Annotated in this window: 13 protein-coding genes; 12 read left to right on the forward strand and 1 reads right to left on the reverse strand. The window is 69.9% G+C overall.

The window, feature by feature from the left end; translation table 11 throughout:
• Window positions 1–60: 60 nt before the first annotated feature.
• From C8K38_RS24125 to C8K38_RS24135, 3 genes are all read left to right on the forward strand, one after another.
• On the forward strand, window positions 61–1,797 hold the full coding sequence (locus C8K38_RS24125) for a hypothetical protein (RefSeq protein ID WP_097213993.1): 1,737 nt from the start codon (window positions 61–63) through the stop codon (window positions 1,795–1,797).
• Window positions 1,798–1,903: 106 nt separating this feature from the next.
• The gene (locus tag C8K38_RS24130; protein ID WP_179800697.1) at window positions 1,904–2,539 is read left to right on the forward strand and encodes a relaxase domain-containing protein; all 636 of its coding nucleotides are present in this window, start codon (window positions 1,904–1,906) and stop codon (window positions 2,537–2,539) included.
• 174 nt (window positions 2,540–2,713) lie between these two features.
• Window positions 2,714–3,592, forward strand: coding sequence for a helix-turn-helix domain-containing protein (locus C8K38_RS24135; RefSeq protein ID WP_257017797.1), 879 nt, complete (start codon window positions 2,714–2,716; stop codon window positions 3,590–3,592).
• Between the two features lie 18 nt (window positions 3,593–3,610).
• On the opposite strand, the gene C8K38_RS24140 is transcribed toward C8K38_RS24135, so the two are convergent.
• A complete protein-coding gene (locus C8K38_RS24140) occupies window positions 3,611–4,699 on the reverse strand; it encodes an NAD(P)-binding domain-containing protein (RefSeq protein ID WP_097213994.1) in 1,089 nt (362 codons plus the stop codon).
• Between the two features lie 39 nt (window positions 4,700–4,738).
• On the opposite strand from C8K38_RS24140, the gene C8K38_RS24145 reads away from it, so the two are divergent.
• The 9 genes from C8K38_RS24145 (at window position 4,739) to C8K38_RS24185 (ending at window position 14,268) form a co-directional block, all read left to right on the forward strand.
• Window positions 4,739–5,470, forward strand: coding sequence for an enoyl-CoA hydratase (locus tag C8K38_RS24145; RefSeq protein ID WP_097213917.1), 732 nt, complete (start codon window positions 4,739–4,741; stop codon window positions 5,468–5,470).
• On the forward strand, window positions 5,467–6,585 hold the full coding sequence (locus tag C8K38_RS24150; protein WP_097213918.1) for an MBL fold metallo-hydrolase: 1,119 nt from the start codon (window positions 5,467–5,469) through the stop codon (window positions 6,583–6,585). The genes C8K38_RS24145 and C8K38_RS24150 overlap by 4 nt, the downstream gene beginning before the upstream one ends.
• 44 nt (window positions 6,586–6,629) lie before the next feature.
• Window positions 6,630–9,122, forward strand: coding sequence for an HAD-IC family P-type ATPase (locus C8K38_RS24155; protein WP_097213919.1), 2,493 nt, complete (start codon window positions 6,630–6,632; stop codon window positions 9,120–9,122).
• A gap of 86 nt (window positions 9,123–9,208) precedes the next feature.
• Window positions 9,209–9,397, forward strand: a complete 189-nt coding sequence (locus C8K38_RS24160) for an antitoxin (protein ID WP_097213920.1) — start codon at window positions 9,209–9,211, stop codon at window positions 9,395–9,397.
• A 22-nt stretch (window positions 9,398–9,419) separates the two neighbouring features.
• Complete coding sequence (locus tag C8K38_RS24165) at window positions 9,420–9,803, forward strand: thiol-disulfide oxidoreductase DCC family protein (protein ID WP_097213921.1); 384 nt, start codon at window positions 9,420–9,422, stop codon at window positions 9,801–9,803.
• A gap of 4 nt (window positions 9,804–9,807) precedes the next feature.
• Window positions 9,808–11,397, forward strand: coding sequence for a Na+/H+ antiporter (locus tag C8K38_RS24170; protein ID WP_097213922.1), 1,590 nt, complete (start codon window positions 9,808–9,810; stop codon window positions 11,395–11,397).
• A 32-nt stretch (window positions 11,398–11,429) separates the two neighbouring features.
• A complete protein-coding gene (locus C8K38_RS24175; RefSeq protein ID WP_097213995.1) occupies window positions 11,430–12,650 on the forward strand; it encodes a lipase family protein in 1,221 nt (406 codons plus the stop codon).
• A gap of 44 nt (window positions 12,651–12,694) precedes the next feature.
• A complete protein-coding gene (locus C8K38_RS24180) occupies window positions 12,695–13,069 on the forward strand; it encodes an MmcQ/YjbR family DNA-binding protein (RefSeq protein ID WP_077042704.1) in 375 nt (124 codons plus the stop codon).
• Entirely contained in the window at window positions 13,066–14,268 is a 1,203-nt protein-coding gene (locus C8K38_RS24185) for a sensor histidine kinase (protein ID WP_097213923.1), read from the forward strand. The genes C8K38_RS24180 and C8K38_RS24185 overlap by 4 nt, the downstream gene beginning before the upstream one ends.
• Window positions 14,269–14,278: the final 10 nt, after the last annotated feature.

The following is a 14,278-nucleotide window of genomic DNA, read 5'->3' on the forward strand; positions in this document are numbered from 1 at the left end:
GCCACCGACGGGCGGCCGGCCAGGGCGCCTCGCTGGTGGCAACTGTGCGGCCGTCGCGTCATGCAGATCGCGCTGGCGCTGATCGCGCTGCAGCTGGTGGTGCGGGGCCTGGTCCTGAGTCGCGGCTACTTCTACTGGGACGACCTGATCCTGACCGGCCGGTCCGGATCGATGTCGCTGCTGTCGTCGCAGTTTCTGTTCTACGACCACGACGGTCACTTCATGCCTGCGGCATTCCTCGTCGCCGGGATCGCGACGAGGCTGGCGCCGTACAACTGGCCGGTGGCGGCGCTGATGCTGCTGGTGCTCCAGGCGCTGGCCTCGTTGGCCGTACTGCGGCTGCTCCGTCTGATCCTCGGTCGCCGCCCGGCCATCCTGATCCCGTTGGTGTTCTACCTCTTCTCGCCGCTGACCCTGCCCGCCTTCGCCTGGTGGGCCGCTGGGCTCAATGCGTTGCCGCTGCAGATCGGCCTCGCCTGGGTGGCGGGGGACGCGATTCGGTTGTGCCGCACCGGCAGTGCGCGCTACGCGATCTCCGGGTTCCTGGTGTTCGCGGTGTCGCTGCAGTTCTTCGAGAAGGCGGTGCTGGTGCCGCTGGTGGCCTTCGCCGCGGTCGCACTGATCTACCGGGTCGACGGTCGGGCGCAACCGATTCGCGCCGCGACCGCCAGGGGGGCGCTCCTCTGGGCGCCCACGCTGCTCCTGGCGGTCGTGTGGTCGCTCATCTACCGACTCACCGTCACCGTGGATTTCGCGGAATACGACGGTGCGTCGGCGGTCGAGATGGTCAAGCACGCGACGTCGAAAGGGCTGCTGCCGACGCTCTTCGGCGGGCCTTGGACCTGGGACCGCTGGCCACCGAGTCCGCCGTGGGCGGAGCCACCCGGGGTGCTCATCGCCGCGAGCGGGGTCCTCGCCGCCGCGGTGGTCGTCGCCACGATTGTCTGGAAGCGGCGGGTCGCGTGGGTGTGGATCGCGGTGGGGGCCTATGTGTTCGCCTCGGTCGCGGCGATGGTCGTCACCAGATCGGGCGCGGAGACGACCTTCGAGCTCGGGCAGACGCTGCGTTACCTGACCGACAGCGCCGTCATCATCGCCATCGCGCTTGCCGTCATCCTGCGTGCCCCCGCCCGAACCGCGGGGGCGGGTTCCGTGCGCGGACCGGCGGTGGCGGTGGCACTGATGTCCGCGTTCGTCGCGGGCAGTCTCGTCTCGACCGCGACCTTTGCCGACAGCTGGCGGGACGACACGACACGTGACTACCTGGCCAACGCGCGGTCGGCGCTCGCGGCGCATCCCGATGTGCCGCTGTTGGAGCAGCCGGCGTCGATCTGGGTGCTGCTGCCGGTCGCTCACCCCCACAACCTGGTCAGTCACGTCCTAGGGCCGCTGCCGGATCGCCCGGAGTTCGCGGCGTCCACCCCGGAGCTGCGCATGCTCGACGATGACGGCCGACTTGTCGACGCGCAGGTGACATGGGTTCGGGCCATCGATCCGGGCCCGGAGCCGGGCTGCGGGCACCGCATCGGAACGGACGTCTCCGAGCTGCCGCTCGACGGACCGCTGGCCGGCTGGGAGTGGACCGTTCGGCTGAACTATCTGGCCTCGGCTGACGGCGAGATCACGGTGTCGCTCCAGCAAGGGGAGCCGGTGACGGTTCCGGTTCGGCGCGGCGCGAACAGTGTTTTCGTGCGCCTGACGGGTGGCGGTGGGTTGCTCGAGGTGCGCGCGGTCGAACCGGACCTCACGCTGTGCGTGGGATCAGGACCCGTCGGCGTGGTGGTGCCGAGTCCGTGACCGGACTGGGTGATCCGCGCATGGGGATTCGACGATTCGCGCATCAGGGTCACAATTGGGTATTCGGTCCAGTCTGAACAGTTGTCCGGATGTCATCATGCCCGCTATGACGTGGGTTATCGCACACGCGGATTCGGTTCCGCCGCTCCAGTGTCCCGACATCTCCCGGCTGCGTTGGGTCGGGTCCTCCACCGCTGGACCGGAGTTCGCGCACCCGCCCGAGATGCGCGTCGCCGAGTGGCTGTTCGGGGACGGTTGTGGTGTGCGGCGCGAGAGCGCATCGGTGTCGGCGCTCGAGGTGACCTTCACCCCGCCGCGATCGGTTCTGCGTGCGGCATTCGGGGGAAGGCTGCGGGACCGCCTGGACGCGGTGCTGTCGGCCCACGAGCATGCGGTCGAGGAGACGTTGGCGACCTGGGAGCGGCATGCGACGGCCGTCAGGTTCGACACCTGTGCGGGCGTCGAGTGGTGTCCCGCGGTGGGTCTGGCCGGGCTGTCGGAAACCGAGATCTGCGCCGAGCGACAGCTGATCTGCACCCGTTTGCACGTGTCCACCGTTGCGCTGACCCTGGACGATGCACAGTGGCGCACGCTCGTGGTCGAGCGGTTCCTGGACTGGCAGTCGCAGGCCTGGTCCCAGTATCAGCGGCTGCTCACCTTGGGCGTGCGGCGGTCGCTCGGTTGGGGATTCGAGTTCGCTCCGCTGACGCAGACGCGCCAGGTGGTCGCCGACGCGGGCTGACCGACTGACCACGGCGTCCGTTGCGTTGCGTTACAGTGCGTTCTGAAACTCATGTCGGGGGGCACGGGCGACACTGGGGGCGAATTGAACGCTGGCACGGCAACTCTGCAGACCGCTGGTCTGACGCAACGGTTCCTCGGCGGTCTCCACATGCGCGGGGCCGATGGGATCGACATGATCTCCGGGATCTGCCGATTCAGGGCCGAACAACCGTCGCAGTTCAGGGCGACGATGGGATCCACGGACTTCGGGACGATCCGCGTGAATCGGATGAAGTCGACCGCCGTCACGGCGGTTCGCACCCGCACCATGCTGGACGATGAGATGGGTGACTACGTCTCCGTGGCGACCATCCGGTCGGGCACCGTTGGCGTGGAACAGGATCGGTCCTCGGGTCGGGGCGCGGCCGGCGACATCACGTTCGTCGATTTCGGGCGCGAGTTCGAACTCGATGTCGCAGCAGGCAGCGAGGTCGTCTTCGTCTACCTCCCCCGCCGGCTGCTCGCGGAGAGGTCGATCGACACCCGAAAGCTCACCGGCGCCGTCATTCCGGGATCGCCCGTCGGGAGCGCGCTGGCGGGAATGCTGGAGCCGCTCACCCGCCACCACCCGAACACCCTCGCGGAACAGTCGCTGATCGAGCACGCGATCGTGGATCTGGCGCTTGCCGTGATCCAGTCGTCGGCCGACGAGGCGCCCACGCCGGAGGAGATGGCCGTCGGCAACCGGGCCCGGGTGTACGACTTCATCGAACGCAACTTCACGGACCCGACCCTCAATGTCGATCGCGTCGCCGCGGGGATCAACGTCAGCCCCCGCTACCTCCACAAACTCATGGAGGGCGACGGCCATTCGGTCTACGGCATGATCCGCAGGCGACGGGTCAGGCATGGCATCGACCTGCTCTCGGATCCGGGCGCCGCGCACTTGTCGGTCGGCCAGATCGCGAGCCGGAGCGGTTTCACCGGGTTGAGCCAGTTCGGTCGCGCCGTCAGGGACCTCGCCGGTGAGTCCCCGCGGCAGATCCGGCAACGGGCAGCGGCCTCGGTCTGACGGGCCGGGTGCGGTCCGCTACCGAGCGGTCGCGCCCAGATGCTCGATCAGCTCCGCCGCGGCCGCTCGTCCACCCCGGTTTGCGCCGATCGTGCTCGCGGACGGGCCGTATCCGAGCAGGTGGATCCGCGGGTCGGACGCAACCTGCGTGGCCAGCCGCCCGGTCATGGCGATTCCGCCGCCTGGCCCGCGCAGCCGGAGCGGGGCCAGATGATCGAGCGAGCTACGGAAGCCGGTGCACCACAGGATCACGTCGGCGCGACGGTGCGTGCCGTCCGCCCAGCGCACCCCGTCCGCGGTGATCTCGCTGAACATCGGCAGTCGCGCGAGGGCGCCGCGGGCCCGGGCTGCCCGGATCGCCTGGGTGACCGGGAGCCCGGTCACCGACACCACCGAACCGGGCGGCAGGCCGCGCCGCACCCGGTCCTCGACCACCGCGACCGCGGCCCTGCCCTCCTCCGCGGTGAACGGTTCGTCCCGGAACTGCGGGACGCTGCGGGTCACCCAGGTGGTGGAGGTGACCAGGGAGATCTCGTCGAGCAGTTGCACGGCGGAGATGCCGCCACCCACGACGACGACGTGACGGCCCTCGAACTCGGCGGCGCTCTGGTAGTCCCTGGTGTGCAGCTGACGCCCCAGGAACAGCTCGGCGCCGGGGTAGCGCGGGATGAACGGGCGCTCCCAGGTGCCGGTGGCGTTGATGATCCCGCGGGCGGTGACCGCTCCGGAGTCGGTCTCCAGGGTGAGCAGGCCGTCGCCCGCCTGATCACACACCACCCGGGTGTGCACCGGCCGGTGCACCGGCAGGTCGAAGCGGCGCTCGTACTCGGCGAAGTAGCGCGGTACCGCCTCGGCGGCGTGCACCTCGGCGGGCGCGGTGTCGTCCAGGACATCGGTGAACGGCATGCCGGGTAGGTCGTGCACGCGATTGACGGTGCTCAATGTCAGTGAGGGCCAACGGAACTGCCAAGCGCCTCCCGCGCCGGGGGAGTGGTCGAGGATCACGAATCCCGCACCGGGCTCGAGCCCGAACCGGCGCAGGTAGTAGCCCGCGGACAGGCCTGCCTGCCCGGCGCCGATGACCACGACGTCCGACCGTGTCTGCATGGTGGCAACCTCCCGGGTGTGAACGGTACGGTCATTCACATGATCGGGACCAGCCGCGACGGTGATGTGGTGACCATCGAGCTCCAGCGAGAGGAGCGGCGGAACGCTCTGAACACCGAGCAATGCGTACTCCTGCGCGATGCCGTCGACGAGGCCGTTGGCCTGGGTGCGCGGGCGATCGTGCTGACCGGGCAGGGCTCCGCGTTCTGCGCGGGCGCCGACCTGTCCGGTGACGTGTACGCCGACGGCTTCACCGACACCCTGCTCGAGATGCTGCACACCATCGACTCGACGCCGATCCCGGTGATCGCGGCGGTGAACGGCCCGGCGGTCGGTGCGGGCACCCAGTTGGCCCTGGCCTCGGACCTGCGCGTCGTCGCCCCCGACGCCCATTTCGCGATCCCCGCCGCCAAGCTCGGCATCTCCGTCGACACCTGGACCGTGAAGCGGTTGGTGTCCCTCGCGGGCGGCGGACCGGCCCGCACCATGCTGCTCGGAGCGGAGTCGTTGACCGCCGACGAGGCGCTGACCGCGGGCCTGGCGAACAAGATCGGCGACCTCGCGGCCGCGCAGGACTGGGCCAAGCGCATCGCGGCGCTGGCCCCGCTGTCGCTGCGGCACCTCAAGATGGTGTTCAACGACGACGGCACCCAGGACGACCCGACCCCCGAACAGCTCAGCGCGCTGCAGGCGGCCTGGCGCAGCGAGGACATGGACGAGGCCCGCCAGGCGCGGTGGGAGAAGCGGCAGCCGGAGTTCAAGGGCCGATGAGACTCGGGATCAAGGGCGCCATCGCGGCCGCGGCCGGCCTTGCAGGGGTCGCGGCGCTGGTGCGGGTCGGCACGGACCTGTCCTCGGCGATGGGCGCCTCGACCACGGCGATCGTGCCGCACGCGAAGGGTTCCGCCCGGTATCGCGGCAAGCGGTTCCACAACACCGAACCCAGCAGCCAGTTCGTGACCACGCGCTCGAGCATCGTGACGTCGCTGCTCACCCGCGGTCGGCTGGGACGCCCGCGGAGCCCGATCCCGCTCGCCACCCCGCTCGCACCCGCGCAGCCCGCGGAACTCGCCGTCACCTGGTACGGACACTCCAGCGCGCTGATCGAGATCGACGGGCACCGGGTGCTCACCGACCCCGTCTGGAGCCATCGGGTCTCGCCCTCCCGGCTGGTGGGGCCCGCCCGGCTGCACCCGACCCCGGTCGGGATCGACGCGCTGCCGCAGATCGATGCCGTCGTCGTCTCGCACGACCACTACGACCACCTCGACAAGGCCACTGTCATGGCACTGGTGCGCACCCAGCGCGCCCCGTTCGTGGTGCCGAAGGGCATCGGCGCGCACCTGCGGCACTGGGGGGTGCCGGACGATCGGATCATCGAGCTCGACTGGGACGAGCAGACGACGGTCGGCGCCCTGACCCTCACCTGCACCGAGGCGCGGCACTTCTCCGGCCGCGGGCTGGTACGCAACCCGACGCTCTGGTCGTCCTGGGTGATCGCCGGACCGCAGCGCACGGTGTTCTTCGGTGGTGACACTGGTTACACCCCGAGGTTCGCGGAGATCGGCAGGCGGCACGGCCCGTTCGACCTGACGCTGCTGCCGGTCGGCGCCTACGACGAGCACTGGCCGGACATCCACATGAACCCGGAGGAGGCGGTCCGGATGCACGCCGATCTCAACCAGGGCGAGTCAGGGTCCGGCGTGCTGGTCCCGGTGCACTGGGCAACCTTCAATCTTGCGTTCCATCCGTGGGCGGAGCCGGTGACACGGCTGTTGGCTGCGGCGGGCGAGGTGGACACGAAGGTGAGCGTGCCGATGCCGGGACAGCGGATCGACGTGCTGCGCCCGGCCTCGCAGCGGCAGTGGTGGCTGCGGCTCGCGTGAGCGCGAGGCGGCGGGTGTCCCCGGGTCTGGCATAGCCTGGCGGCATGGCCCCCGAGGAGAATTCCGGCGACGGTGTGACGGTCGCGACACTGACGGCAAGCGAGGTCGACGTCTCGACCGGATTGACCGCGGCGCAGGTCTCGCGCCGGGTTGCGGACGGGCAGACCAATGACGTGCCCGGTCGCGCGAGCCGGTCGGTCAAGGAGATCGTCCGCGCCAACGTGTTCACCCGGATCAACGCGATCCTCGGCGTGCTGCTGATCATCGTGCTGGCCACGGGTTCGGTGATCGACGGCATGTTCGGCCTGCTGATCATCGCGAACAGCGCGATCGGCATCATCCAGGAGGTCAGGGCCAAGCAGACCCTCGACAAGCTGGCGATCGTCAGCCAGGCCAAGCCCCAGGTCCGACGCGACGGCGTAGCGGTGTCGGTGGCGCCGAACGAGGTGGTTCTCGACGAGATCATCGAACTGGGCGCGGGCGACCAGATCGTGGTCGACGGCGCCGTGGTCGAGGGCGAGGTCCTCGAGGTCGACGAATCGCTGCTGACCGGCGAGGCCGACCCCGTTCACAAGCGGCCGGGCGAGCAGGTGCTCTCGGGTAGTTTCGTGGTGTCCGGCAGCGGTGCCTACCAGGCCACGAAGGTCGGCAAGGATGCCTACGCGGCGAAGTTGGCGGCGGAGGCGAGCAAGTTCACACTGGTGCACTCCGAGCTGCGCAGCGGCGTCGACAAGATCCTCAAGTTCATCACGTACCTGATGATCCCGGCGGGCCTGCTGATCATCTACAACCAGCTGTTCGTCAGTGAGCAGGATCTGCCCGCGGCGCTCAACGGCATGGTCGCGGCACTGGTCCCGATGGTGCCGGAGGGCCTGGTGCTGATGACCTCACTGGCCTTCGCGGTTGGCGTGGTCCGGCTCGGGCGCAGGCAGTGCCTGGTGCAGGAACTGCCCGCGATCGAGGGGCTCGCCCGCGTCGACGTGGTGTGCGCGGACAAGACCGGCACGCTCACCGAGAACGGCATGCGGCTGTCGGAGTTGCGTTCCCTCGACGGGGACGAGGCCTCGGCCCGCGATGCGCTGGCGGCGATGGCGGGCAGCGACCCCCGTCCGAACGCGAGCATGCTGGCGATCGCGGAATCCTGTGACGGCGATCCCGGCTGGACCAGCACGGGCATCGCACCGTTCACCTCCGCCAAGAAATGGAGCGGTATCTCCTACGGCGACAACGGGAACTGGGTGCTCGGCGCACCCGACGTGCTGCTCGACCCGGAGACCGACACCGCCCGTGAGGCCGAGGAGCTCGGTTCGAAGGGCCTGCGAGTGCTCATGCTCGGCAGCAGTGACCTGCCGGTGGACGACTCCGCTGCACCGGGTCGGGTGACACCTGCGGCGCTGGTGGTGCTCGAGCAGCGGGTGCGGCCCGACGCCAGGGAGACCCTCGAGTACTTCGCGGATCAGCGCGTGGCGGTCAAGGTGATCTCCGGGGACAATGCGGTTTCCGTTGGCGCGGTTGCCGATTCGCTCGGGTTGCCCGGCGGTGACCGTCCGATCGACGCGAGGGAGCTGCCGACCGATCGGGAGGCGCTGGCCGACACCCTGGACACGGCCACCACCTTCGGCCGGGTGCGGCCGGACCAGAAGCGCGAGATGGTCGGGGCGCTGCAGTCACGTGGTCACACGGTGGCCATGACCGGCGACGGCGTCAACGACGTGCTTGCGCTCAAGGACGCCGACATCGGGGTGTCGATGGGCTCGGGCAGCCCCGCGACCAGGGCGGTCGCCCAGATCGTGCTGCTGGACAACAAGTTCGCCACCCTGCCGTACGTGGTCGCCGAGGGACGCCGGGTGATCGGCAACATCGAGCGCGTCTCGAACCTGTTCCTCACCAAGACCGTGTACTCGGTGTTGCTGGCGCTGCTCGTCGGGCTGTCGGGGGTGCTCTCGGAGTTCTTCGACTTCGAGCCGATGCCCTACCCGTTCCTGCCGCGGCACGTCACGATCGCGGCCTGGTTCACGATCGGTATCCCGGCGTTCATCCTGTCGCTGGCGCCCAACAACGAGCGGGCGCGCAGCGGATTCGTCCCGCGGGTCATGCGGCTCGCGGTGCCGTCCGGCCTGGTCATCGGCGTCGCCACGTTTGTCGCGTATGCCCTGGTGTACGCGGGGCCGGAGGCCACCGAGGCGCAGCGGGTGCAGGCTGGGACCACCGCCCTGATCACCCTGATCATGATCGCGCTCTGGGTGCTGGCCATCGTGGCGCGGCCGTACACGTGGTGGAAGGTGCTGCTGATCGCCGGGTCGGTGGGCGGATATCTCGTCCTGTTCGCGCTGCCCTTCACCCGCGAGTTCTTCAAACTCGATCCATCGAACGTGGCGGCCACCACCACCGCGCTCGTCTGCGGCGCGGTGGGCATCGTGCTGGTGGAGGTGGCGTGGTGGGTCTCCGGTGCGATCCACGGCGAGAAGCGGCGGCTGTTCGCAGCACCGGATGTCGGCGGCGTCACCGGCCAGACCAGCCCAGAATCGGTGGCGTGACCACGGGATCTCTGTGAGACTGGGGTCGAAGCGGGGGAACTCCCGGCGACCCAAGGTGCCTGGTCGGCACCGGAAGAGGAGACGCTATGAGCTTCATGGACACCCTCAAGGGACTGTTCGGCAAGGGCAAGGAGGCTGCCGCCCAGCACTCCGACAAGATCGAGGACGCCGTCGACAAGGCGGGCGATTTCATCGACGAGAAGACCGGCGGCAAGTACGCCCAGCACGTCGACAAGGCCCAGGACGCGGCCAAGAAGATCATCCCGAACGAATAGCCGATCCCGAACAGGAGCCGCAATGCCCGGTCATTCCCCGTACACGGTGGAGCTGTTGTTCGATCGGGATTGCGGCTTCTGTGTACGTAGCGCGAAATTCCTCGACCGCATCGACCGCCGCGGTCGGGTCAGCACCGTTGCGCTGCAGCAGCGCGGCGCGCCGGAGAGATTCGGGGTGGACACCGAGGCCGCGCTCGAGCAGGCCTGGGCGGTGGACTCGCGCGGTGACCGATACGCGGGTGCGGGTGCCATCAACGCCGCGCTCTCGGGCGTGCTCGGCACCCGAATCCCCTTGTTCGTCTACAGGATCTGGGGCATTCGCCAACTCCAGGACCTCCTGTACCGCTGGGTGGCGGCCAACAGACATCGGCTGCCGGGTAAGGGCGGAAGCTGCGCGGTGAACTAGGCCGATGACGGTCACCTGGCTGTTCCTCGTCGTGATCGTCGCGATGGCCGTGACGGGGTTCGCCAAGCGGTTCGATCTCCAGGTCCCCCTGGTGCTCGTCGCCATCGGAGGCGCCGTCTCGTTCATCCCCGGACTTCCTCGTCTCGAGCTCTCGCCGGAGCTGATGCTCGGCGTCGTCCTCCCGCCACTGCTCTACTCGGCGGCACTCGACTTCTCGTTCAGTACCTTTCGTCGCAATCTCGCACCCATCCTGCGGCTCGGCATCGGCATGGTCGTCGTCACCACCTTCGCTGTCGGATGGTTCGCCAACTGGCTGGTGCCGGAGCTGACCCTGGGAGCCGCGCTCGTTCTCGGTGCCGTGGTGGCGCCGCCCGACGCCGTGGCCGCGGTCGCGGTGGGCCGGAAGCTGGGGCTGCCTCGCCGCATGATGGCGATCCTCAAGGGCGAGTCGCTGGTCAATGATGCTGCGGCGCTGACCCTGTTCGCCCTGGCGACCGCGGCGGTCACCGGCAGGAAGATCGCTATCGGCTCGCCGGTGTTGTACTTCCTCTACGAGGTCGTGGGTGGAGTCGTTGTCGGGCTTGTCCTTTCGTTCGCGGTCCGGTTCGTCCGCGCGCGGATCGCGGACCCGCCGATGGAGACCGTGCTGGGGTTGTTGCTGCCGTTCGCCGCGTACTTCGCGGCTGAGGAGATCCACGCCTCCGGGGTCCTCGCCGTTGTCACGGCGGGATTCGTCCTCGGGCGCGATGTAGGGGACGAGTCCGTCTCCACCCGCCTCCAGGAGAGCGCCGTGTGGCCGACGATCGACCTGGTGATGGAGACCTTCGTCTTCGCCTACATGGGATTGCAGTTGCGGTTCGTCATCGAGGACGTGCGGGACGAGGGGCTCCCCGTCCACCACATCTTCGCCTACGGGTTGGCGATCCTCGCCCTGGTGATCCTGATCCGCCCCATGTGGATCTTCGCCACCCAGGCCAGGAGTGAGGGCTGGCGCCAGAACCTGGTGATCTCCTGGGCTGGGATGCGCGGCGTCGTCACCCTCGCGGCCGCGTCCGGTGTGCCGCTGACGACCCTGGCGGGCGATCCGTTCCCCGGACGAGGCGTCATCGTGGCGGTCGCCTTCACCGTGGCGGTGGGGACGCTGCTGATCCAGGGCCTGACGCTGCCACTGCTGATCCGGCGCCTCGACGTGGCCGATCCGGATGAGGACCGGCGACAGGGCGAGCAGATGATGCTCGCGCGGCGGATCTCTCACGACGCGGCCGCGCAGTTCCTCGAGGAGGCGCTGCGGGATCCGCCCGCCGGGATGCCGACCGCGGAGCTGTCGGCGCTGGTGCAGCGGGTGCAGCGGGTGTCCGAGGCAAGGGCGAACGTGGATCGGGCGGAGGAGGTCAGCGATCACGAGGCCAAGACACTACGGGCGAGCGCGGTGTTCAACCGGCTGCGTCGCGGGGTTCTCCAGGACCAGCGGGCGGCGCTGATCGCGGCCAGGAACGCGGGCGAACTCGACGACGAGGTGCTGAGGTACGTGCTCGACGGGCTCGACATCGAAGAGGTCGCGGCCGAGTCGAGGGTGCGGCGGTCACGGTGGTGAGCGCCCGGGCGCAGCTCGGGCACAATCGGATCGTGAACCGGACCAAGGCGATCCTCGCCGCGATCGCGTGTGTGGCGCTCGCCGCCGGCTGCTCCGATGCCCCCGCCGAGTCCGTGCGCGACGCCACGACCTCGGCCGCGGATGCCGCGATCGCGTCGGCCCCTGCGCCCGTCGGCGACGAGCGAGGGGCGCTGATCGAGGACCAGCCGCTCGCCGAGACCGCGGCGGCGAGTCCGCACGGCCCGGTCACCGCCCGCAAGCTGGTCTACCGCTCCACCTCGGGCCTGGACGGCAGCGGAACCGAGGTGTCCGGCATGGTCTTCGTCCCGCCGGGTGCCGCGCCGGAGGGCGGGTGGCCGATCGTCACCGTCGGGCACGGCACCACCGGCGTCACCGACGAGTGTGCGCCCTCGCAGTACCCCGACCTGCTCGGGGCCGTCGGTATGGTCACCGCGCTGCTCGAGAGGGGCTATGTCGTCGTCGCCTCGGACTACCAGGGGCTCGGCACACCGGGACCGCACCCCTACCTGGAGCCGAAGTCCGCCGCCTACAACCTGATCGACGGGGTCCGGGCGGCTCGGGCGGCGGTGCCGAGCACCTCGAACCGGTGGGCGGCGCTCGGCCTCTCGCAGGGTGGTCAGGCGTCGTGGTCCGCGGCCGAACACGCGGCCGGATACGGCGACGGGCTCGAGTTCGTCGGCGCGGCAAACCTGTCCCCGGCAGCGGACCTGTCGCACATCGCCGACGACCTCGGCGGAATCTCGCTGACGCTGCCGCAACAGATCTTCCTGCCGATGCTGCTCGCGGGCAGCGAGGCGCAGCACAGCGGCCTCGATCCGGCGAACTACATCCGGGGCGCGCTGGCGGACAGTCGAGAGGTCTTCATGTCGTGCGTCGGGCCTGCGGCCGAGCGGAAATGGGATGCGGCGGTGCAGATCACCCGGGCCGACAGCCTCCCGCTGACCACCGCCGACACCGATCGGATGCGGGCGTGGCTGGAGCGGATCGCGCTGCCTCAGCAACGTACCGAGGCGCCGATGCTGGTGGTGGTCGGGGACACCGACGATCTGATCCCTGCGGACTGGACAAGGGCGGCAGTGACGAAGGCCTGTGCCCTCGGCGACGTGATCGCGCTGGAGTCGCGGCCGGGTGAGGGGCATGCCGATCCGCGGGCCACCCCGGGGGCGGTGGCCTGGATCGCGGACCGGTTCGCCGGGGTGCCCGCGCCGAACAGCTGTCCGGGCACCCCGTGAGCGTCTCGCGGTCGGCGACCGCCCGGCTGTCGTAGCGTTTACCCATGACCGCGACCAGCCCGCTCGACCGGCTCCGCGAGCTGTGCCTGCGGATGCCCGAGGCGACGGAGCGGATCAGCCACGGCGAACCGGCCTGGTTCGTCCGCAAGGCCCCGCAGTTCGCGACCCTGTCCGACCACCATCACGACGACCGGCTGGCCTTCTGGGCGGCGGCGCCCGCCGGGGCGCAGTCGGACTGGGTGGCCCGTGACCCGGAGCGCTTCTTCGTGCCGCCCTACGTGGGCGGGCGCGGCTGGATCGGCGTGTACCTCGACCGTCCGCAGGAGTGGGACGACATCGCGGACATCGTCGAGGACGCGTACCGCACGGTCGCCCCGCGGAAGCTGCTCGCCCTGCTCGACGAGAGCCGGGACCGGTGACCGGCACCACCGCCGCGGTTCTGCTGGTCATCGTCGCCGCGGCCCTCGCACTCGGCGCGTGGTGGCTGCGCGGCCGCAGAACACTCACCACGCCTGCGGAGCGAGCCGTGCACGCCACCCTGCACACGGCCGCCCTCGCCGCGAAACCGCTGCGCCGCGGCCTCGACGCCACGTCCGCCACCGAGGCCGCCCCTCACCTGCAGGCACTGACCGGTGCGGATGCGGTGGCGCTGGCCTCCGCGGACGGGGCGCTGCTGGCCTGGCACGGACCACACGCGGGCCTGGCCGAGCGGTTCCGGGAGGCCGGGCTCCGGGCCGTCGCCGGTGAGCGACGGGTACTGGTCGAATCGGCCGAACTCGGCAAGCCCGAGGTCGGGGCGTTGATCGCCCAACCGCTGCTCATCGAGGATTCCGGGGTGGTCGGGGTGATGGGCGTGGTGACCGCGGGTGCGCCCGGCCCCGGCCTGCTGGGTGCGATCACGGAGGTTGCCCGATACGCGTGCAGCCAGATCGAGCTGGCCGAGCTCGACACGTCCAGGGCGCGGTTGGACCGGGCCGAGGTGCGCGCCCTGCGCGCGCAGATCAGCCCACACTTCATCTACAACGCGCTCAACACGGTGGCGTCCTTCGTCCGCACCGATCCGGACCGGGCGAGGGAGCTGATCCTCGAGTTCGCCGACTTCACCCGGTATTCGTTCCGGTCCGCGGGCGAGTACACCCTGCTGGCCGACGAACTGCGCAATATCGACAGGTATCTGACCCTCGAGCGGGCCCGGTTCGGCAAGGCCCTCGAGGTACGCCTGCAGGTCGCCCCGGAGGTGCTCGGCGTCGTGCTGCCGTTCCTTGCATTGCAACCCCTGGTGGAAAACGCCGTGCGGCACGGGATCTCGAGTAAGCCTCAGGGTGGAACCGTGAGCATCGTCGCGGCGGACGAGGGCACCGACTGCGTCATCAGCGTGGAGGACGACGGCGTCGGCATGGATCCCGAGCTGTTGCGCTCGGGCTCGCTGGACGCGATCGAGTCCGGCGGCGACCGGCCGAGCGCCAGGGAATCGGCGCACGTCGGCCTGGCGAACGTGGACGACCGACTGCGCGCCGCGTTCGGGAACGACTACGGGCTGGTGGTGGAGACGGCGCCGGGCGCAGGTACCAAGGTGAGCATGCGGGTGCCGAAGTTCCGTCCGGGAATCCGGGCCTGAGTGTGACGGC

The sequence above is a fragment of the Rhodococcus sp. OK611 genome, assembly GCF_003050885.1.
Classification (GTDB): Bacteria; Actinomycetota; Actinomycetes; order Mycobacteriales; family Mycobacteriaceae; genus Rhodococcus_G; species Rhodococcus_G oryzae.